The organism is Rhizobium sp. 22-785-1 (assembly GCF_053521965.1).
Genome location: NZ_JBNWDI010000001.1, coordinates 63,964 through 82,503 on the forward strand (window position 1 = coordinate 63,964; position 18,540 = coordinate 82,503).

Below are 18,540 nucleotides of genomic sequence, written 5' to 3' on the forward strand. Positions count from 1 at the left end.
CACTAGCATCTCCCGCGGAAACCACAGTTTCCCGTGGTTTTCTCCGATCATCGCAGCAAAGAGCAAAGAAATCGAAAAGATTCCGGCCTTTATGAGGACGGTGTGGAGGACCCGTAGGTGGCTTCCGGATCGAAGTGCCGCTCATCGTCGATTACGGTCGTGATCGCGGTTCCGTTTTCCAGCGTCACGGTACGGTAGAAGCAGGAGCGGCGCCCGGTATGGCAAGTAGCATCATGGCCGGCAACGGATACTTTCAGCCAGACAGCATCCTGATCGCAATCGGTGCGAAACTCGCGAACAGTCTGGAGATTGCCAGAGGTTTCTCCCTTCTTCCAGATCTTGTTTCGCGAGCGGCTGTAGTAATGCGCGATACCGGTTTCCAGCGTCAGCTTCAGCGCCTCCGCGTTCATGTGCGCCACCATCAGCAGTTCACCGTCTTTGACGTCGGTGACCACCGCAGTTACAAGCCCGTTCGCGTCGAACTTCGGAGAGAACGGCCCGGATGCTTCCAGCGCCGTCTTGTCGGATGGCGCCGAGGGGAAAATGGCTGACATGACTTACCCTGTTTACCGGGCGTCAATCGACTTATCGATTGCGCACCATGGACATGAAACGGGCCTGCTCTGCAGGGTCCTTCTTGAATGCACCGGTGAAGCTCGTCGTCAATGTCGTGGAGCCTTGCTTTTGCACACCGCGCATGGACATGCACATATGCTCCGCGTCGATCATCACGGCAACGCCGCGTGGCTTCAGCGTGGTTTCAATGGCAGATGCGATCTGCGCCGTCATGGTTTCCTGGGTCTGCAGCCGGCGGCCGAAAACCTCCACCACGCGAGCGATTTTGGATAGGCCGAGGACGCGGCCATTCGGCAGGTAGGCTACATGCGCCTTGCCGATGATCGGCACCATGTGATGTTCGCAGTGCGAGAAGAACGGAATGTCGCGCACGAGAATGATGTCGTCATATCCGCCGACTTCCTCGAAGAATGTGCCAAGCACGTCCTTTGCATCGATATCATACCCGGAGAAGAGTTCGCGATAAGCCTTGGCGACGCGCTTAGGTGTGTCCAGCAAGCCCTCGCGATCGGGATTGTCGCCTGCCCAGCGCAGCAGAACCCTCACGGCATCCTCGGCGTCTTCCTGGGTAGGGCGATTCTTCGTCTCATCGTCTGTCGCATCAGCGCCAGGAAATTTCTTCACGATTGCATCCATTTTTGATCTCCCGGTGAGGGTCAAGGCCACACCTGAACGCATATTGCAGCGACATTTTCATGTCAGGTAGCTGCTATCTGGTTGTTTTTCCATTTTTTGGCAAGAGTTTCTGCCACACGCCACCATTATTTCATCGTCGCTTGATGTATGGTGAATGAGTTAACATATTACGCTTGGCATGGGCTGCAAAGCTTTTCCCATAGCGACACATCGTTTAGTAAATGAATGGCATCGGTCCCATCATTCCGGGGCATTCACTTGGATCTTCGATAATGGATGACATTTATAACAACCGCATCCTTGACTTTGCCGGCAATATTCCGCTCATCGGAGAGATGCCGGATGCGCAGGTGCAAGCACAGAAACAATCCAAATTGTGCGGGTCCAAAGTTAAGGTCTATCTGAAGATGGACGGCGATATTGTTTCGGCCTTTTCTCACGAGGTGCGCGCGTGTGCCTTGGGGCAGGCATCATCTTCGATCATGGCGCATCATGTGATCGGTGCAACAAGCGGTGAAATCCGCAAGGCGCGCCAGGACATGATCGACATGCTGACTGCGGGCGGCGAGGGGCCGTCGGGTCGCTTCGAAGATATGCGGGTGCTGAAGCCCGTCAAAGATTATAAGGCTCGCCACGCCTCGACGATGCTCACCTTCGAGGCGATTTGCGACTGCCTGGACCAGCTGGAGGCTGAAAAGTCTCTGGCCGAAGCGAGTTGATCTGATGTGTGGACAACCGGGTTGTCACGATAGATCGCGCAAATCTCCAAACCGCTCTCGGAATTGGAATGGACCATTTGCGAAGACGCCCGGCAGGCTGTTTGGCATGGGATTCATCCGGCTCTATCAACTGACGCTTTCCGGCTTCATCGGAAACTCCTGCCGTCACATTCCGACATGTTCCGAATATGGATATGAAGCGATCGCCCGCCACGGATTATGGTCTGGAGGGTGGCTGAGCTTGTTTCGCGTCGCACGGTGTGGACCGGGTGGAACGACGGGATACAATGCTGTGCCAGATAGCCTTCGATCTGTCCGTTTTTGGCAGCTTTGGAGGCTCTGGACTCTCGGAAAGCACGAAGGTTGATGCTGGTTCATGACGGTACCACAGGAATACATTAGTGCATCCCGAGATCTTGAAGCTGCGCTTGTCGATGTTCGCGACAGAGCCATGCTCAGCACGACGCATCGTGCCTTCACGACGCTTGAGGCGGTGCTTCGTGTGTTCCGGCGACGTCTGACGCCGGATCAGAGTTTGGCGTTTGCTGGGTTGCTAAAGCCGGGCCTGCGGGCACTTTTCGTCGCTGACTGGACGATGGGCGAGCCAGCCGTTCCTTTCGATACAAGGCTCAGACTGCAAGAGGAGGTCATGTTCTTCAGGCGAGACCATAATCTTTCGCCAGACACGGCTATTCAAGATGTTACGCAAGCGTTGCGTCTTCACATGGGCGAGGAGAAGTTGAAGAGCTTTCTCAAATCCGTTTCTTCTGATGCACTGTCTTTCTGGGGTTTTTCGACCGAAATCGAATAGACTTTACTGAATAGGCAAATTTCAGTATCCACGCGCTGCATTGTCAGTCGTTTCGGCTGACCAATATCCCACCCGCATTCGTTGGCGGGACTGGACAGGAGAATTAAAGTGTCAGACGCCGTTTCCCTTACATTTCCGGATGGCTCCGTTCGTCAGTACCCCGCGGGTACAACCGGACGTGACGTCGCCGAATCCATTTCCAAGTCGCTCGCAAAGAAAGCCATCGCCATTGCGCTGGACGGTGAATTGCGCGACCTGTCCGATACGATTGCCGATGGCGCAATCGAGATTGTCACCCGCGACGACAAGCGGGCGCTTGAACTCATTCGTCACGATGCCGCTCACGTCATGGCGGAAGCCGTGCAGGAATTGTGGCCCGGTACCCAGGTGACGATCGGCCCCGTCATCGAAAACGGTTTCTATTACGACTTCGCCAAGAACGGGCCTTTCACGCCGGACGATCTGCCCAAGATCGAAAAGAAGATGAAAGAGATCATAGGCCGGTCGAAGCCCTTCACTCGCGAGATCTGGTCGCGCGAGAAGGCAAAGGAAGTCTTTGCCGCAAAGGGAGAAAACTACAAGGTCGAGCTTGTCGATGCGATCCCCGAGGGTCAGGATCTCAAGATCTATTATCAGGGTGACTGGTTCGACCTTTGCCGTGGTCCGCATATGGCCAACACCGGTCAGATCGGTACGGCCTTCAAGCTGATGAAGGTCGCGGGTGCCTATTGGCGTGGTGACAGCAACAATCCGATGCTGACGCGCATTTACGGCACCGCCTGGGCAACACAGGAACAGTTGGACCAGTATCTACATATTCTGGCGGAAGCCGAAAAACGCGACCATCGTCGCCTAGGACGTGAAATGGATCTGTTCCATTTCCAGGAAGAAGGTCCAGGCGTGGTGTTCTGGCATGGCAAGGGCTGGCGTATGTTCCAGACACTGACCAGCTACATGCGCCGTAACCTTGAGGGTACCTATCAGGAAGTGAACGCACCGCAGGTGCTGGACGCCTCGCTGTGGGAAACCTCCGGTCACTGGGGCTGGTACCAGGAAAACATGTTCGCGGTGAAATCCGCCTACGCGTTTACCCATCCCGATGACAAAGAAGCGGACAACCGTGTCTTTGCTCTGAAGCCGATGAACTGCCCTGGCCACGTCCAGATCTTCAAGCATGGGTTGAAGTCTTATAGAGAACTACCTGTCCGTCTTGCGGAATTCGGTACCGTACACCGCTACGAAGCCTCGGGTGCCCTTCACGGCCTGATGCGCGTTCGCGGCTTTACCCAAGATGACGCCCACGTCTTTTGCACCGAAGAGCAGATGGCGGCTGAGTGCTTGCGCATTAACGATCTAATTCTCTCGGTCTATCAGGATTTCGGTTTTGAGGAGATCGTCGTCAAGCTCTCAACCCGTCCTGAAAAACGCGTTGGTTCCGATGATCTTTGGGATCGCGCCGAAAGCGTGATGACGGACGTTTTGAAGACCATCGAGGAGCAATCCGGCGGGCGCATCAAGACCGGCATTCTTCCGGGCGAGGGCGCGTTCTACGGTCCGAAATTCGAATATACGTTGAAGGACGCTATCGGCCGCGAATGGCAGTGTGGCACGACCCAGGTCGACTTCAACCTGCCGGAACGTTTCGGTGCCTTCTATATCGATCAGGCGTCCGAAAAGCGCCAGCCGGTGATGATCCATCGCGCCATCTGTGGCTCGATGGAGCGTTTCCTCGGCATCCTGATCGAGAACTTCGCCGGTCATATGCCGCTGTGGTTCGCACCGCTCCAGGTGGTTGTCGCCACCATTACGTCTGACGCCGACGATTACGGTCGCGAAGTCGCTGAAGCCTTGCGCGAAGCAGGCCTTTCGGTCGAAACGGATTTCCGCAACGAGAAGATCAACTACAAGATCCGCGAACATTCGGTCACCAAGGTTCCTGTCATTGTCGTTTGCGGCAAGAAGGAAGCCGAAGAGCGTACAGTCAATATTCGTCGTTTGGGTTCACAGGCTCAGACGTCGTTTTCGCTTGAGGATGCGATCGCCAATCTGATGGATGAGGCAACGCCGCCTGACGTCAAGCGCAAGCGTGCGGCAAAGACCAGAGCGATATAAAGAAACTGAAAACGGCGCCTCAGGGCGCCGTTTTCATATATAGTCTCGCGGGGGTGTTCGATCATCGATCGATGCGGGCGCTTTTTCTTGGACGCTACTCGAAATCGCCCGTCGCATCTTCCGTCGTCTGATCCTTCATCAGCACTTCCACGTCGGAATCCTGACCGGCCTTCACCGAAAAATTGCGCTGGTAGACCTTGTCCTTGTTGCGGGCGATTGCAGTATATTCGCCGTCGGCGAGAACCATGGTGGAAAAGGCGCTGACGCTTTCATTGACCACATCTCCGGCACCCGTCAGGACGGACCAGGCCGTATCGGCAATGGCTTCGCCGCCATGCTCCGAGACGAGCTTGAGCGTTATCTGGGCCGCATGATGTTGCAACGTCGCTTCGGTCAGCTTGCCGGCCTCAACCTGAATGTCGGCGCGCACCACCGCATTCACCGAGCCATATTCGGAAACGACGTGGTAGGTGCCTGCATTGAGGCGAACAATCGTGTTTGGCTTCACATCCGTCATCACCAGCTTCCGCTCTCCGTTCTCGGAGGCTTCGGACGCGTAGATGGAAAACTTCAGCTGATTGGCGGAAATGTTCTTGTCGTTGCCCGCAACAGCATTCAATACGAAGCCACCAGCATCGAGAATAAGAACCTGCTTGTCGATCTTGCCGTTCTCCGGAACGCTGAGCTTCTTGGTCACGCCAGCGCGACCGAAGGCGACATTGACGAAGTAATCACCGGGCTCAAGGTGAAATTCGGCTGAGCCGCCGTCCGAGCTTGCAAGCATAGGCAATTTGCCATCGGGTCCCGGAATAGGGCTGAACACGCGCCAGGCAAGTCCCTCCATCATCGGCTCGCCCTGCTGGGTCAGCTTTGCTTCCAAAAAGATGTCACGCGATTTCACCGCCTCCGGTTCCGAAGGGGAAGGAACAGAGAATGCATTCAGCTTCGGCATCTTTGGCGTGCCGCCGAGTTGCTTGAACTCCTTGAAGGCATCTTGAGAGATGGCAACGCCAGGAAGCGCAGCGGCCGCTGCCAGCGCGATGCACAGACCTGCTCCAATTTTGGTGAACGTCATTTCTCTCGACCGGATTGACTTCTTGTTTTTGTGGGACCACTTCAATCCGAACCGCAAGGCTATTTCAAGGCCTGTCTTTAGATTGCATGCGAATGGAACGGTGTGACCATGAAAACTGACATCAAGCTCATCGACTATCTGAACGTAAGGCGCTCGACGCCGGCGCCGCAATTGACCGAGCCAGGGCCAAGCCGCGAGGAACTCGAAGAGATTCTTCGTCTGACTGTCCGTGTTCCAGATCACGGCAAGATTGCACCCTGGCGGTTCGTCGTCATTCGCGGTGACGAGCGGGAAAGGCTGGGCGAGGCGGCCCTTGCTTTGGCACTCAAGAAAAACCCTGAACTGAGTGTGGATTTCCAATCCGTTGAAAGAACACGTTTTACCAGAGCGCCGGTTGTAATAGCGGTCGTCAGTGAGGCTGGGCCACATGTGAAAATTCCCGAATGGGAGCAGATCATGTCAGCGGGTGCCGTCTGCCTCAACCTGCTCATGGCGGTAAACGCGCATGGATACGCCGCCAACTGGCTGACGGAATGGGTTTCGTATGATCTCGATTTTCTTCCCGAAATGGGCGTAGGTGAGGAGGAGAAAGTTGCCGGGTTGATCTATGTCGGATCGACGACATTCCCTCCTGTCGAACGACCGCGCCCGGACCTGAGCGAGGTGGTCACCTGGGTCGGGGAAGCCTGATGTTCTATACAACGGACACAAACCAGCACGGGATGGCACATGATCCTTTCAAAGCCATCGTCGCGCCGCGCCCGATCGGCTGGATTGGCTCGAAAGGAAGCGACGGTACGCTGAATCTATCGCCCTATTCGTTCTTCAACGCCATTTCGGACACGCCGAAACTGGTGGTGTTCTCGTCGAGCGGCCAGAAGGACAGTTTACGCAATGTCCGAGAAACCGGCGTTTTTACGGCTAGCCTCGTCAGTCGCCATCTCGTTGACAGGATGAATGCATCATCGGCCCCCGTTGATTATACGATCAATGAATTCGAGTTGGCCGGCCTCACCGCCCGCATGGGAGAGGTGGTAGACGCCCCCTTTGTCGCAGAATCTCTGGCGGCGCTTGAGTGTCGGGTCACCCAGATCGTACAGCCAAATGATGTCGAAGGTCAGCCGGTCAATTCCTGGTTGGTCTTTGGCCAGGTGATGGGCATCCATATCGATGAGGCGATCATCCAGGAAGGACGCATCGATATGTCGCTTGCGCGCCCTGTCGCCCGAATGGGCTACATGGATTATGCCGACGGGGGCTCCGACGTGTTCCAACTTGCTCGACCCAAGGCCTGAAAAATCCCAGGCTTCATCATGGTTAAAGAACATGGTGAACCAATCGTAAACCTTTTCTCCCTAGGTTTTACCCATGGAAGTCAAAAGGCGGTTCGCTAACGAGTCGCCTCGATATCCGCAGGGTCGTAGAAAACATTTCTTGGGGTGCAGGGGTGGTTGTAGAGGCATTTCTCAGCTGGACGGATAAAGCGCGCGCTGGAGACAGAGCAAAGGCTGCGAAGGCTCTGGGCGCGGCCTATGTCACTGGCACCATGCCAACTGAGAAGCGGGCAGGCGCTTACATGGCAATGTCCTATCTTCTGGACGATCCGTCGCCCAAAGTGCGTCAGGCGTTGGCAGAAGCTCTCTCATCGTCTGAAAATGCGCCACGTCCTATCGTAATCGCTCTGGCCGAAGATCAGGCGGAGATCGCGTGTATAGTGATTCTTCATTCGCCTGTTCTAAGCGAGACCGATCTCGTCGATCTGATCGGCAGAGGCTCCTCCGTCACAAGATCCATGGTCGCCGCCCGGGCTGATCTTTCCCCCGGAGCGTGCGCAGCGCTTTCTGAAATCGGCGGTGCGTGCGAAGTTGCCATCATGCTCGAGAGCGGATCGGCACAGATGACGGCATTTTCCATCCGGCGTGTCTGTGACCGTTTCAAGGAAGACGAACAGATCCGTAATCTTCTGCTTGAGCGAGACGATCTGCCAGCGGATGTTCGCCATGCTCTTGTTTTTCAGGTGGGTGAGGCTTTGGTATCGGCTGGCATCATCACCCATGTCATCAGCGTCGCACGAGCTCGACAAATCATCCGAGATGCCACGGACGCAGCAATGACGCTGATTGCCGGCGATGCTCGCGGTCAGGATATTGGATCGCTGGTAGAGCACTTGCGCCAGCAAAGCCAGCTGACGCCTGCTTTTCTTCTTCAACTTCTCTGCACCGGAAAGCTCGATTTCTTTGCCGGGGCCATCTCCAACCTGTCTGGGCTCGAGGAGCGCCGCGTTCGCTCGATCCTCGCAACCGGAAGGCACCACGCGGTCAGGGCGCTGTTCCAGTCGAGCGGCCTGTCTGGCAGAACTCTCGATGTTTTCATCGAGGCGACGCATCTGTGGCGACAGGCTGCCGAAATGCCTTACGGCGGTGCGGTCCAGCAGGTCGCCACACGACTGCTTGAGAAATTTTCGCAATCCGAAAGCGATACGGCGCTCAGTGAAATGCTGGGTATGGTCGAAAAGCTGCAAATTGTCGATCAGCGCCAGAGAGCAAGATCCTTTGCGCAGGACATGATTGCCGAGGCCGCTTGATCGTTAGCCGATCGGTCGGGGGAGTGTTCGGCAGTGTTTGGTAGATCCGCCCCAAGCACTCCATCTATCTATCTGGAAAGCCGTCTGGCGATCCAAGAATAGCTGTCCTCGACCATCCGCACCGGTTTGCCCAAAACTTGCTTTACGCCCTCTGTCGATGGAAGGATCTTCTTGACGCGCCCAATGGCACGTTGGGCGAGGTTCTCTTCTTCCTGCGCATCACTGGGTTCGGCCGCCTGCGGGGCGTCCTGTCCGGTGGTTGCCTGCTGGACGGGAACGTCCGGCATCTGGCAAACAGCAACGACAACCGGATACGCTACATTCGTAAACTGCCCGAGTTGCTTCTCCGAATCCGCATCGCAAAGCTCGATGCTCGTCCATCGCTGTTGCGGCGTTGCAATGTAGCGGCAATCCGACGCCGTATCGTCGCAGCCAAGAATTGTCATCAAGACCATGGCGGTTCGCATTTTGGTTTTCTCCTGCGCAAAGAGCTGTTCTATTCAGCGCGTCATTCACGAAGATTGCAGTCTTATTGTGATGACCATAACCTAGCGCGCTGTGAGTCCAACCCGGACGCACAAAGGCCGCCTTACATTTTTAAATCTACGCATGGGCTTTTCTGAAAATCGATTGCGACTTTCAGGCCGATGCTTAAGCCATAACGGAAATAGCATGCCTGTGGACATTAATCTGGAATCGCCGCGCCAGCCTGAAATCGCCCGCCTTATGGATCTGTCGAATGCCTATATGGCGTCGCTTTACCCGGCGGAGAGCAATCATCTTGTGGATCTCGAGGCTCTCGAACAGCCTAACGTATCCTTTCTAGTGGCGCGAAATGACGGCGAGATTGTCGGCTGCTGCGCGCTCGTGGAGGCAGGAAACGGCACGGCAGAGATCAAGCGGATGTTCGTCGATCCTGAGGCGCGCGGACTTCGCATCGGTAAGCTGATGATGAACGCTCTGGTCGAGAGGGCCCGTGAGCTTGAGCTTGAGGCAATCCGGCTCGAAACAGGTATCAGTCAACCGGAGGCGATTAACCTCTATCGCAAGGCCGGGTTCATAGAGATAGAACCATTCCCGCCTTACAAGCCTGATCCGCTCAGCATGTTCATGGAACTGAGGTTTTAAACCGAGCTGACCGACTTGCGCAGGGGAGCCGGTTCTTCCAGCTCCTCCTCATACACATCATGAACGACCACTGGCTCGCTTGCCGAAATTTCTGCCTCCCGGACCCATTCGCGCCATACAGCCACCAGAAGCGCCATCAGCACGGGACCGATGAACAGGCCGAGAAAGCCCATGGTCTTGACACCGCCGACAAGGCCGAAAAAGGTCGGCAGGAACGGAAGCTTGATCGGACCGCCCACAAGCCGGGGGCGGATGGTCTTGTCGACGATAAAGAGCTCCACCGAGCCCCAGATGAAGAGCCCGATACCTGCCGCAGGAGAGCCGCTCGCCAGCAGATAGATGGACACCAGAGTGAAGGACAGCGGCGCGCCGCCGGGGATCAGCGCCATAACGCCTGTAAGGACGCCAAGAGTTACCGGCGAGGGGACGCCCGCAATCCAGTAGGCAATACCAAGGATGATACCTTCGCCGATGGCGATCAGAGTCATGCCCGTCACGGTCGAGCTGATCGTTGCAGGAACCACGCGTGAAATGCGCTCCCAGCGATTGGGCAGGATTTGTTCCCCAACGAGATCGACTTGGCGGGCAAATCCTTCCCCGTTGCGATAGACGAAGAAAAGCGCGATCAGCATGAAGAGGAGGGTGAGGACGAGGTGAAAGGCGCCGTTGCCTGCCGCGACGATGGCACGATAGATATTGCCAATATTGGCGCCGCTGACGAGCTGGATGACCTCTCCGATGGCGCCAGGCGTGCCGACGTAACGGGTCCATTGTTCACTGAACCATGGGCCGACGCCTGGAAGTGCCGCGATCCATTCAGGCACCGGAGCGCCTGTCTTATTGACCTCCACCGCCCATCCGAACCATTCGCGTATTTCACCCGCCGTATAAGAAGCGGCGATGACAATCGGTACGATCAGAAAGGCGATGATCAGCAAAATGGCGATCGTCGCGCCGACAGTGGTGTTGCCTCCCACTCTGTTGAGCAATCGTCGATAGATCGGCCAGCTCGCAAAGCCAATAACGAGTGCGGCAAGCACGGGAAACAAAAAGCCGTAGAAAAAGTAGATGCCTGCTGCGACAGTCAGAAGCAGGAGCCATCGCGCCGCAGAAATGGACGGTACCAGCGCGTTACGAGTGGGAGTGGCAGCACCCAACCATCGTGTTTCTCCATCCGTATGATGATTGTCGGCTTTGTTCACTCTCGTCTCTTTCGCATTCCCAGTGCAGCAGGTCACACTGTCACAGGTAAGATGTGGGGTGCAATCTATTCCCCCGTTATTATGCTTTTATATCGTCGCAAAACATATTGAACGAATTTGGTAAAATTTGAGCAGCATGCTTGGACTTCTGACATGAATGTGAGAATGAACGAGCGCATTTACAACCGTAGAGGTTTACTGCTTCGTTCTGGACCTACCCATTATGCTGCGTCGATTCTTCGCCTACTATCGCCCCTATCGAGGGCTTTTCATTCTCGATTTTTCCTGTGCCGTTTTCTCAGGTCTTCTCGAACTCGGCTTTCCCATGGCGGTGAAGCTTTTTGTCGATGTCTTGCTTCCTGCTTCGAACTGGCCGGTGATCCTTGCAGCATCGTGCGGCCTGCTGCTCGTCTACATCTTCAATACTGGCCTCATGGCGACTGTCACCTATTGGGGACATATGCTTGGCATCAATATCGAAACCGACATGCGCCGTGCAGCCTTCGACCACCTGCAGAAGCTCTCGTTCCGCTTTTTCGATAACCAGAAGACCGGTCATCTCGTCGGGCGCCTGACGAAAGACCTGGAAGAAATCGGCGAGGTTGCGCATCACGGACCGGAAGATCTCTTCATTGCGGTCATGACCTTTATCGGCGCCTTCCTGCTCATGCTTTCCGTCAATGTACCTCTGGCGTTGATCACGGCTGTCATCGTGCCTCTGACGGCGTGGGTGACGAGCCGTTATGGCACGCGCATGACGAACAATTTTCGCGCGCTTTACAGTCGTGTCGGGGCCTTCAACGCCCGCATTGAAGAAAATGTCGGCGGGATGCGCGTGGTCCAGGCCTTCGCCAATGAGAACCATGAGCGTGCGCTTTTTGAGAAGGACAATCAGCGCTACCGCCGTACCAAGCTGGATGCCTACAAGATCATGACGGCCAGCACTTCGCTGAGCTATATGAGCATGCGCCTGACACAGATGGTCATCATGATCTGCGGCGCCTGGCTGGTGTTGCAGGGCGATCTGACCAATGGCGGCTTCGTCAGCTTCCTTCTTTTGGTCAATGTCTTCTTTCGCCCGATCGAGAAGATCAACTCCGTCATAGAAACCTATCCCAAAGGTATTGCCGGCTTCCGCCGCTTCACCGAGCTTATCGATACCGAGCCGGACATTGCAGATGCGCCGGACGCGATTGATGCTCCGTGTCTTCGGGGTGATATCGTCTATAATGCCGTCAGCTTCGGCTACGCCGACGGTAAGCAGGTTCTGTCCCATATTGATCTGACGATCCGCGCCGGGGAAACGGTTGCCTTCGTCGGCCCATCGGGTGCGGGCAAGACGACCTTGTGCTCACTTTTACCGCGTTTCTACGAGGTGACGGCAGGCGCAATCACCATCGATGGCATCGATATCCGCAAGATGACGCTTGCTTCCCTGCGAAGCCAGATCGGTATCGTCCAGCAGGATGTGTTCATGTTCGGCGGCACCGTTCGCGAGAATATAGAATATGGGCGTCTCGGATCCAGCGACGAGGAAATCTGGGCAGCTGCGCAGCGGGCGCATCTGGATCAAGTGATCGACGCCATGCCCGACGGGATGGATACGGTGATTGGTGAGCGCGGCGTCAAGCTCTCGGGTGGACAAAAACAAAGGCTTGCGATTGCCCGCATGTTCCTGAAGAACCCGCCTATTCTCATTCTGGATGAAGCGACGTCCGCACTCGATACTGAAACAGAACGTGCGATACAGCAGTCGCTCGGAGAACTGGCGGAAGGACGCACGACGCTGATTATTGCCCATCGTCTTGCAACGATACGAGATGCGTCGCGTATCGTTGTGGTGGATACGAGCGGAATCGCTGAAAGCGGCAATCACCAAGAGCTTCTTGCGGCCAGGGGGCCTTACAGCCGTCTCTATGAGGCTCAGTTCGGCGCCGGTCTGATCGCATAGTCTGCTAAACGATCAATGCAGGACGATCGTCCTCACTCGGAAACTTTTTGCGGTCTATGGGCCCTCATGCAAAGCAAAACGCTCAGCACGACGGAGACGATTGCGATGCTCTCTATCGGCGTCGGCCCACGGTTTTCCCATAGGAAACCGTAGAGTAGAGCGAACAAGGTCTCGAACAAAATCATCTGTCCCACCATGGTGAGTGGTAGAAGCCGGCTCATGCGGTTCCACAGCGCGTTGCCGAAGATGGAGGCTGAAATGCCGAGGCCGACTGCGACCATCGTGAACTGTGCCCAGTCAGATCGGGGATGAGCAATGCCACCGAAAGCGAAGGCCGGTATGGCGAGAACGAGCGCGAGCCCTCCGGTGACGACGCCCGTCATCAAATTCCATTCATCAGCGCTGACGGCATGGAGACGGATGAGCCATCGCGCGTTGCCGACCGCAAAAGCCGTCCAGGATGCCAGTGCGCCGATGGCTGCTAACAACCCAATGAGTTTGCGGGCATCGAGCGCAGTGCCGTCATGCATCAGCGACTGCCAGGAGATCCCGATGATACCGACTGCACCCAGCAAGAGCGATGGCCAAAGGCGCTTCAGCGAGACTGCGCCGTGATCCATACTGCCGATGATGGTGACTGCCACAGGCAGAAAGCCGATAATGATCGATGTGAAGGCGACTCCACTCAGTTGAACAGCGGTGGAGATGAAAACGTAGTAGAGCAGGTTACCGACGAGACTGAGCCAAAGCAGGGCGGTCCATTCTGCTCGACCGAACTGCGCGGAGACGCGTTTGATCCTCGGCGCGATCAGCGCAAGCGCAATTATGCCGTAGGTGAGATAGCGCGCAGTCGAGAGTTGTAACGGTGTGAAACCTGCCGGGATGAGCTTGGGTGCAAGAAAAATCCCACCCCATAGCGCTCCCGCAAGCATTCCGTAAAATAGCCCCAAGCCTGTCTTGTTCATGCCATGCCCTCGCATTGATGGCGAGCGGTGTGCCATGGGCGCCGGAGACTGTCTTGACATAAACTCCTGAACGTCAGGAATTCATGGTGCGCCGATAGGCGGCAGGTGTGGTGCCGAGCAGTTTTTTCATGGCTCTGGTCAGCGCGGTCTGGTCGGAAAACCCCGCTCGCGCTGCTATCTCTGCAATCGGCAGGCTGGAGCTGGAGAGAAGGGCACAGATCTTTTTCATGCGCGACTGCGAAAGCAGTGCATGCGGCGTTGCCTCGAAGTATTCGAGAAACAGCGCATGGAGACGGCTTGCACTCAGTTCTACCTGTGACGCCATCTGTTCGACCGTCCAGTTTTTGAAAGGGTCGATCTCGATCAGCGCTTTCAGCGTCAGCAGGCGAGCGCCAACGTCCATCCGCTCATCGGTAAAGCTGCCGACCAGAAGTTCGGCCCACAGCCTCGTTGCGGAGCGATCATATTCTCCATCATGAATAGATCGCCGCATATGGCGCGCCACTGATGCTGAACGGCTCGTCAGATCGATGAATGGCTTGTTGCTGAACTTTGCAAGCGTCGCTTCCGGGACGTAACATTCGTTCAGATCGACGATAAGCGATCTGTTATTGTCAGAAGTGACGATGCTGTGTTTGACGTTGCCATTGATCAGTACAGCCTTGGAAGGCGAAAGCCGCTGCTGCAGACCGCCGACATCGATGTCCATCGAGCCAGATAGTGGCACGACTATCTGTACGAACGCGTGGCGCTCCTCAGGCCATTCTTTCGAATAGGAGCGAAGATCGACGGATGCGGCTTGCATGGACTTCCTCCCCCTCAAACACGAAAGTGGCCTTGAGGCCACTTTCTAACACGATGCTTCGACGACAGAAACAGGCGCTCAGGCTCCGGCTTCCTGCTTGACCGTCGATTCGCCGCGTTTGCGCTTGCGCAGAACCGGTTTGTTTTCCCGCGCCTCGCATTTCGCCACATCGATAAGGTAAGCCAGTACAGGCATGCTGTTCATCGAAGCGAGTTGCTTTGCGGATTCGAGAAGGTTGATGATGTTGGAGAAGTCGTCCATCGTGTCTCTCGGCTGGACCGATAGGTCCGTTTGTGGTTGGAAAACGCGCCAGACACGAAACCGCGCCAAATTGGAAGTTTGGCTCGGTTGCATCTCATGGCTGCAAACAATGTTCTAATTTAATAGCAATCCGCCCAGTAGGGTTGCAATAGCGATTTTCTAAGAACAGCTATGCAGGGGTGATGAGGATGATCATCGTCAACGACACAAGAGAGGCCGCCCAAATCATCAAAGCCTCCCGCCGTCTTCTCGTCATGGGGTGCTCCGGCAACGGCAAGAGCACGCTGAGCCGCCACCTCTCTGGTCACCTTGGACTGCCACATATCTCGTGCGATCGTGATATTTTCTGGCTCTCTGGCTGGAAGCTGAGACCAAGTCCGGAAATTGCCGAGCGCATGTCTGCATTCGTCGCTGGAGATCGTTGGATCATCGATGGCAACAGCCCCGGCACCTTGCCTCTTCGTCTTCCGCGAGCGGACGCCGTGATATGGTTGCGCTTCCCCCGTCTGGTATCTCTGACCAGCGTTGTGAAGCGCTGGCTCCGTTACCGCGGCAAGGTACGCCCGGAAATGGCCGAAGGCTGTCCGGAGAAAATTGATGCAAAGTTTCTGTCCTACATCTGGAACTTCGAAAGGGCCGAATCGCCAGAAATCGTTCGCCACCTTGAAGCTGCGCGCAGAGATTTACCGGTTATTGTTCTGAAGAGCTACCGGGAGACAAATCGCTTCTTGAGTGATCTGGACTTGGAAATCGGCATGACGCAGGAGGGTTAGGGGGCAAACGTGCCAAACTATATCAATGATGTCGTCAGTGCGGCGAGCTTGTTGCGACGCGCATCCCGCGTGCTGGTTGTCGGGTCGTCGGGTGCAGGAAAGACCACTCTGTCGCGGGCAGTGGTCCGGATTCTTGGGGGCGAGTATTTCTCGATCGATCGCGATGTCCGCTGGCTGCCGAATTGGAGGCAACGCGATCAATCTGAGCAATATCGCATCATAACCCATATAGTCGCACGCGACCGCTGGGTGCTGGACGGAAGCAATCCCTCGACTTTCGATGTCCGCTTGCCGAGAACGGACATCGTGATCTGGATGCGTCTGCCACGTATGATCTGCCTCGCAGGCGTCGCCCGTCGCGTCATGCGCAACTATGGACGAGTGCGGTCGGATATGGCGGAAGGTTGTCCCGAACCATTGCCGAACCTAGAATTCCTGACCTACATCTGGACATTCGAAAAACGCCACGCGCCGATCTTCGAACGTAATTTCGACCTCTACGGTCCTCAAGTGCCAATATTTCAGGTAAAATCGCGGGGCGAAGCGCGCCGCCTCCTTGATCTTATGAAGACTGCACCTTAATTCCGACGCATGCCGCAATTTGAAACACGCCGCCTCGTTAAACATTCTCCCGACCGGATGTACGATCTCGTCGCCGATGTGGAGAAATATCCAGAATTTCTGCCCCTTTGTGATGGGTTGACGGTGCGCTCCAAGAAGGAGCGCGACGGAAAGACCTTGCTGGTGGCGGATATGACGGTGGGCTACAAGGCCATTCGCGAAACGTTCACGACACAGGTTCTACTCAAACCGGAAGAACGCGCCATCGACGTCAAGTATCTCGACGGACCGTTCCGCTATCTCGACAACCGCTGGCGCTTCGAGCCGACCGATAATGGCGGATGCTCGGTGTATTTCTTCATCGATTACGAGTTCAAGAGCCGCCTTCTTGGCGCATTGATGGGCTCGATGTTTGACCGCGCATTCCGCATGTTCGCCGAGGCCTTCGAAGCGCGCGCCGACCGGATCTACGCCGAGTGAGACAGTTCCAGAACCATGTCCAGCGCTGTGTTGACGGTGGCGAGGCGCACTTCGTCGCGACTAAGATCGCCGTAGCGCATTTCGCGGTGAATCAACTCGCCATTGCGGCTCTTCGCGGCAAGATGCACCAGACCAACCGGCTTTGCCGCTGAGCCGCCACCGGGTCCAGCTATCCCTGTGACAGCGACAGAGACATGCGCGCGCGACCGAAATAGCGCGCCATGGGCCATCTGCAGAGCGGTCTCTCTGGACACGGCGCCATAAGCTTTAAGGGTATCTCGCGCTACGCCGAGCATCTCCATTTTGGCTTCATTGGTGTAGGTGATAAAACCGCGGTCGACGACGGCGGAAGAGCCGGAAATTTCGGTCAGTGCTCCCACGATCAATCCTCCAGTGCAGCTTTCAGCGGTCGATACCATGCGGCCATTCGCAGAATATGCTGCAATGATCTGGCGAGCCTTCTCCTCGATATCGTTAGAGAAAATACTCATAGAGGTCTCTTCTGATACACCACAGTCGCCGTCGCGATGGCAGCGATGCCTTCACGTCGTCCGACGAAGCCGATCGTCTCGTTGGTGGTTGCTTTGACAGAACACCGGTCGAGCGAGAGATCGAGAATGTCTGCCAGGTTCTCGCGCATGGCTTGGCGATGCGGACCTATGCGCGGTGCTTCTGCAATCAACGATATATCCGCATTCATGATCGTGCCACCGTTACCGCGCACGACCTTTGCCGCGTGTTCAAGAAAAATGCGCGAGGCGGCACCCTTCCATTGAGGATCGGAGGGTGGGAAATGATCGCCGATATCGCCAGCACCGCAAGTGGCAAGAAGCGCATCCGTCAAAGCGTGAAGAGCGACATCCGCATCCGAATGACCTTTCAGCTTTCGGTCATGAGGAATGAAGATGCCACAAAGAGTGACACCATCGCCGTCCTCCAACTGATGAACATCGTAACCATTGCCAGTGCGCACGTCCGGAAGTGCAGCAGAGAGTTTTTCATCAGCCATGGCAATATCTCGCTTCATAGTCAGTTTTACATTGTCGACGCTACCCTCGACGAGGCTCACCTGCAGACCGGACCACTCTGCAATCGAAGCGTCGTCGGTAAAATCATTCCGCCCGGATGACAGAGCGGTGCGATGCGCTGTGAGTATGGCTGAATACTGGAACGCCTGCGGTGTCTGTGCTGCAAAAAGCCCTTGACGGGAGACGGTTTCTTGCACCAGGCCGGCATCTCCACGCTTCAAGGTGTCAGTTACAGCCATCGCAGGAAGAACGGCGTCTGAACCGCTGTCGAGACGCTCTGCGATGCGATCCAGAAGTGCCTCGTTGATGAAAGGCCGGACCGCATCATGGATCATCACATGCGCGAGGTCTGCTTCTTTCAGCGCCTCGAGGCCTGCAAGAACGGATTGCTGTCGTGTTGCCCCACCGGTGACGACACTGATCCTATCGGAGGCCGCCAGACGAACCGCCACCGGCGCGAAAAGGGCGGCGTCATCCTGATGAATGACAACAACAATGGTAGCGGACCGTGGCCAGTCGAGGAATGTCTTCAGCGTATGTTCGATAACCGGCTTGCCGCCGATTGGCCGGTATTGTTTCGGACCTTCTTCCGGCGAGCCCGCACGTTCACCACGGCCCGCTGCGACAATGACGACACCGATTTTCATCTTGGATTTCCGCATTTCACCTATGCCGCTTCTGCAAGTGTTGCAGATTGACATGGGTGATCTAACGTTTCAAAAGCCGAATGGCCAGCCAAGATATGTCGATCTAATGGGACGAAATGTCTCTGTTGGCGAGCCGGCTCACAAAAGCAGGCGTAATCTGCGCCTAACGCCACTAAAAAACATGCAAAAAACGTGCGATGGCGCTTGGCAAGCGATGAAACGCTGT

General features: G+C 55.9%; 22 protein-coding genes. 12 read left to right on the forward strand and 10 right to left on the reverse strand.

Features of this window, described 5'->3' with window-relative positions; all coding sequences use genetic code 11:
* Positions 1-89: 89 nt before the first annotated feature.
* Positions 90-554 (reverse strand): phosphoribosyl-AMP cyclohydrolase, encoded by a 465-nt coding sequence (gene hisI / locus ACQZ5M_RS00320; RefSeq protein WP_296036630.1) that lies wholly within the window; start codon positions 552-554, stop codon positions 90-92.
* 31 nt (positions 555-585) lie between these two features.
* Positions 586-1,212 carry a GTP cyclohydrolase I FolE gene (folE, locus tag ACQZ5M_RS00325; protein ID WP_296036628.1) on the reverse strand — a complete coding sequence of 209 codons (627 nt, stop codon included), beginning with the start codon at positions 1,210-1,212 and terminating at the stop codon, positions 586-588.
* Between the two features lie 272 nt (positions 1,213-1,484).
* Here folE and ACQZ5M_RS00330 point away from each other — a divergent pair, with 272 nt between their 5' ends.
* The 4 genes from ACQZ5M_RS00330 to thrS all read left to right on the forward strand — a co-directional run bounded on the left by ACQZ5M_RS00330 (position 1,485) and on the right by thrS (position 4,854).
* A complete protein-coding gene (locus ACQZ5M_RS00330) occupies positions 1,485-1,931 on the forward strand; it encodes an iron-sulfur cluster assembly scaffold protein (RefSeq protein WP_449078810.1) in 447 nt (148 codons plus the stop codon).
* A 4-nt stretch (positions 1,932-1,935) separates the two neighbouring features.
* A complete protein-coding gene (gene yidD, locus ACQZ5M_RS00335) occupies positions 1,936-2,298 on the forward strand; it encodes a membrane protein insertion efficiency factor YidD (RefSeq protein WP_449078812.1) in 363 nt (120 codons plus the stop codon).
* 9 nt (positions 2,299-2,307) lie between these two features.
* Positions 2,308-2,742, forward strand: a complete 435-nt coding sequence (locus ACQZ5M_RS00340; protein WP_449078813.1) for a DUF2267 domain-containing protein — start codon at positions 2,308-2,310, stop codon at positions 2,740-2,742.
* A gap of 108 nt (positions 2,743-2,850) precedes the next feature.
* Entirely contained in the window at positions 2,851-4,854 is a 2,004-nt protein-coding gene (gene thrS / locus ACQZ5M_RS00345; protein ID WP_449078814.1) for a threonine--tRNA ligase, read from the forward strand.
* A gap of 94 nt (positions 4,855-4,948) precedes the next feature.
* Here the strand turns inward: thrS and ACQZ5M_RS00350 are convergent, their stop codons facing one another.
* Positions 4,949-5,929 carry a hypothetical protein gene (locus tag ACQZ5M_RS00350; RefSeq protein ID WP_296016454.1) on the reverse strand — a complete coding sequence of 327 codons (981 nt, stop codon included), beginning with the start codon at positions 5,927-5,929 and terminating at the stop codon, positions 4,949-4,951.
* A 108-nt stretch (positions 5,930-6,037) separates the two neighbouring features.
* Here ACQZ5M_RS00350 and ACQZ5M_RS00355 point away from each other — a divergent pair, with 108 nt between their 5' ends.
* The 3 genes from ACQZ5M_RS00355 (at position 6,038) to ACQZ5M_RS00365 (ending at position 8,513) form a co-directional block, all read left to right on the forward strand.
* Positions 6,038-6,619 carry a nitroreductase family protein gene (locus ACQZ5M_RS00355; RefSeq protein WP_449078815.1) on the forward strand — a complete coding sequence of 194 codons (582 nt, stop codon included), beginning with the start codon at positions 6,038-6,040 and terminating at the stop codon, positions 6,617-6,619.
* Positions 6,619-7,224 (forward strand): flavin reductase family protein, encoded by a 606-nt coding sequence (locus tag ACQZ5M_RS00360; protein ID WP_449078816.1) that lies wholly within the window; start codon positions 6,619-6,621, stop codon positions 7,222-7,224. Before ACQZ5M_RS00355 ends, ACQZ5M_RS00360 begins: the two co-directional genes overlap by 1 nt.
* A gap of 134 nt (positions 7,225-7,358) precedes the next feature.
* Entirely contained in the window at positions 7,359-8,513 is a 1,155-nt protein-coding gene (locus ACQZ5M_RS00365; protein WP_449079174.1) for a DUF2336 domain-containing protein, read from the forward strand.
* A gap of 68 nt (positions 8,514-8,581) precedes the next feature.
* Here the strand turns inward: ACQZ5M_RS00365 and ACQZ5M_RS00370 are convergent, their stop codons facing one another.
* Complete coding sequence (locus tag ACQZ5M_RS00370) at positions 8,582-8,980, reverse strand: hypothetical protein (RefSeq protein ID WP_449078817.1); 399 nt, start codon at positions 8,978-8,980, stop codon at positions 8,582-8,584.
* A 205-nt stretch (positions 8,981-9,185) separates the two neighbouring features.
* Here ACQZ5M_RS00370 and ACQZ5M_RS00375 point away from each other — a divergent pair, with 205 nt between their 5' ends.
* Positions 9,186-9,641, forward strand: coding sequence for a GNAT family N-acetyltransferase (locus ACQZ5M_RS00375; RefSeq protein ID WP_296100468.1), 456 nt, complete (start codon positions 9,186-9,188; stop codon positions 9,639-9,641).
* On the opposite strand, the gene ACQZ5M_RS00380 is transcribed toward ACQZ5M_RS00375, so the two are convergent.
* Complete coding sequence (locus tag ACQZ5M_RS00380; protein ID WP_449078818.1) at positions 9,638-10,843, reverse strand: AI-2E family transporter; 1,206 nt, start codon at positions 10,841-10,843, stop codon at positions 9,638-9,640. The genes ACQZ5M_RS00375 and ACQZ5M_RS00380 overlap by 4 nt on opposite strands.
* Positions 10,844-11,066: 223 nt before the next feature.
* On the opposite strand from ACQZ5M_RS00380, the gene ACQZ5M_RS00385 reads away from it, so the two are divergent.
* On the forward strand, positions 11,067-12,794 hold the full coding sequence (locus ACQZ5M_RS00385) for an ABC transporter ATP-binding protein (RefSeq protein ID WP_449078819.1): 1,728 nt from the start codon (positions 11,067-11,069) through the stop codon (positions 12,792-12,794).
* Between the two features lie 32 nt (positions 12,795-12,826).
* On the opposite strand, the gene ACQZ5M_RS00390 is transcribed toward ACQZ5M_RS00385, so the two are convergent.
* From ACQZ5M_RS00390 to ACQZ5M_RS00400, 3 genes are all read right to left on the reverse strand, one after another.
* A complete protein-coding gene (locus ACQZ5M_RS00390; RefSeq protein WP_296100466.1) occupies positions 12,827-13,759 on the reverse strand; it encodes a DMT family transporter in 933 nt (310 codons plus the stop codon).
* Between the two features lie 73 nt (positions 13,760-13,832).
* Complete coding sequence (locus ACQZ5M_RS00395; RefSeq protein ID WP_449078820.1) at positions 13,833-14,564, reverse strand: AraC family transcriptional regulator; 732 nt, start codon at positions 14,562-14,564, stop codon at positions 13,833-13,835.
* A gap of 78 nt (positions 14,565-14,642) precedes the next feature.
* Positions 14,643-14,825, reverse strand: coding sequence for a hypothetical protein (locus ACQZ5M_RS00400; RefSeq protein WP_296016431.1), 183 nt, complete (start codon positions 14,823-14,825; stop codon positions 14,643-14,645).
* Positions 14,826-15,013: 188 nt separating this feature from the next.
* Between ACQZ5M_RS00400 and ACQZ5M_RS00405 the strand changes: the two genes are divergently transcribed.
* From ACQZ5M_RS00405 to ACQZ5M_RS00415, 3 genes are read left to right on the forward strand one after another with little or no spacing between them, the layout of a single operon-like run.
* Entirely contained in the window at positions 15,014-15,598 is a 585-nt protein-coding gene (locus ACQZ5M_RS00405; RefSeq protein WP_449078821.1) for an AAA family ATPase, read from the forward strand.
* 9 nt (positions 15,599-15,607) lie between these two features.
* Positions 15,608-16,180 (forward strand): AAA family ATPase, encoded by a 573-nt coding sequence (locus ACQZ5M_RS00410; protein WP_449078822.1) that lies wholly within the window; start codon positions 15,608-15,610, stop codon positions 16,178-16,180.
* Between the two features lie 9 nt (positions 16,181-16,189).
* The gene (locus tag ACQZ5M_RS00415) at positions 16,190-16,639 is read left to right on the forward strand and encodes a type II toxin-antitoxin system RatA family toxin (protein ID WP_296016426.1); all 450 of its coding nucleotides are present in this window, start codon (positions 16,190-16,192) and stop codon (positions 16,637-16,639) included.
* Here the strand turns inward: ACQZ5M_RS00415 and ACQZ5M_RS00420 are convergent.
* A complete protein-coding gene (locus ACQZ5M_RS00420; RefSeq protein WP_449078823.1) occupies positions 16,627-17,130 on the reverse strand; it encodes a CinA family protein in 504 nt (167 codons plus the stop codon). The two genes, ACQZ5M_RS00415 and ACQZ5M_RS00420, sit on opposite strands and share 13 nt — an antisense overlap.
* Positions 17,127-18,314 carry a bifunctional 2-C-methyl-D-erythritol 4-phosphate cytidylyltransferase/2-C-methyl-D-erythritol 2,4-cyclodiphosphate synthase gene (locus ACQZ5M_RS00425; protein ID WP_449078824.1) on the reverse strand — a complete coding sequence of 396 codons (1,188 nt, stop codon included), beginning with the start codon at positions 18,312-18,314 and terminating at the stop codon, positions 17,127-17,129. The genes ACQZ5M_RS00420 and ACQZ5M_RS00425 overlap by 4 nt, the downstream gene beginning before the upstream one ends.
* Positions 18,315-18,540: the final 226 nt, after the last annotated feature.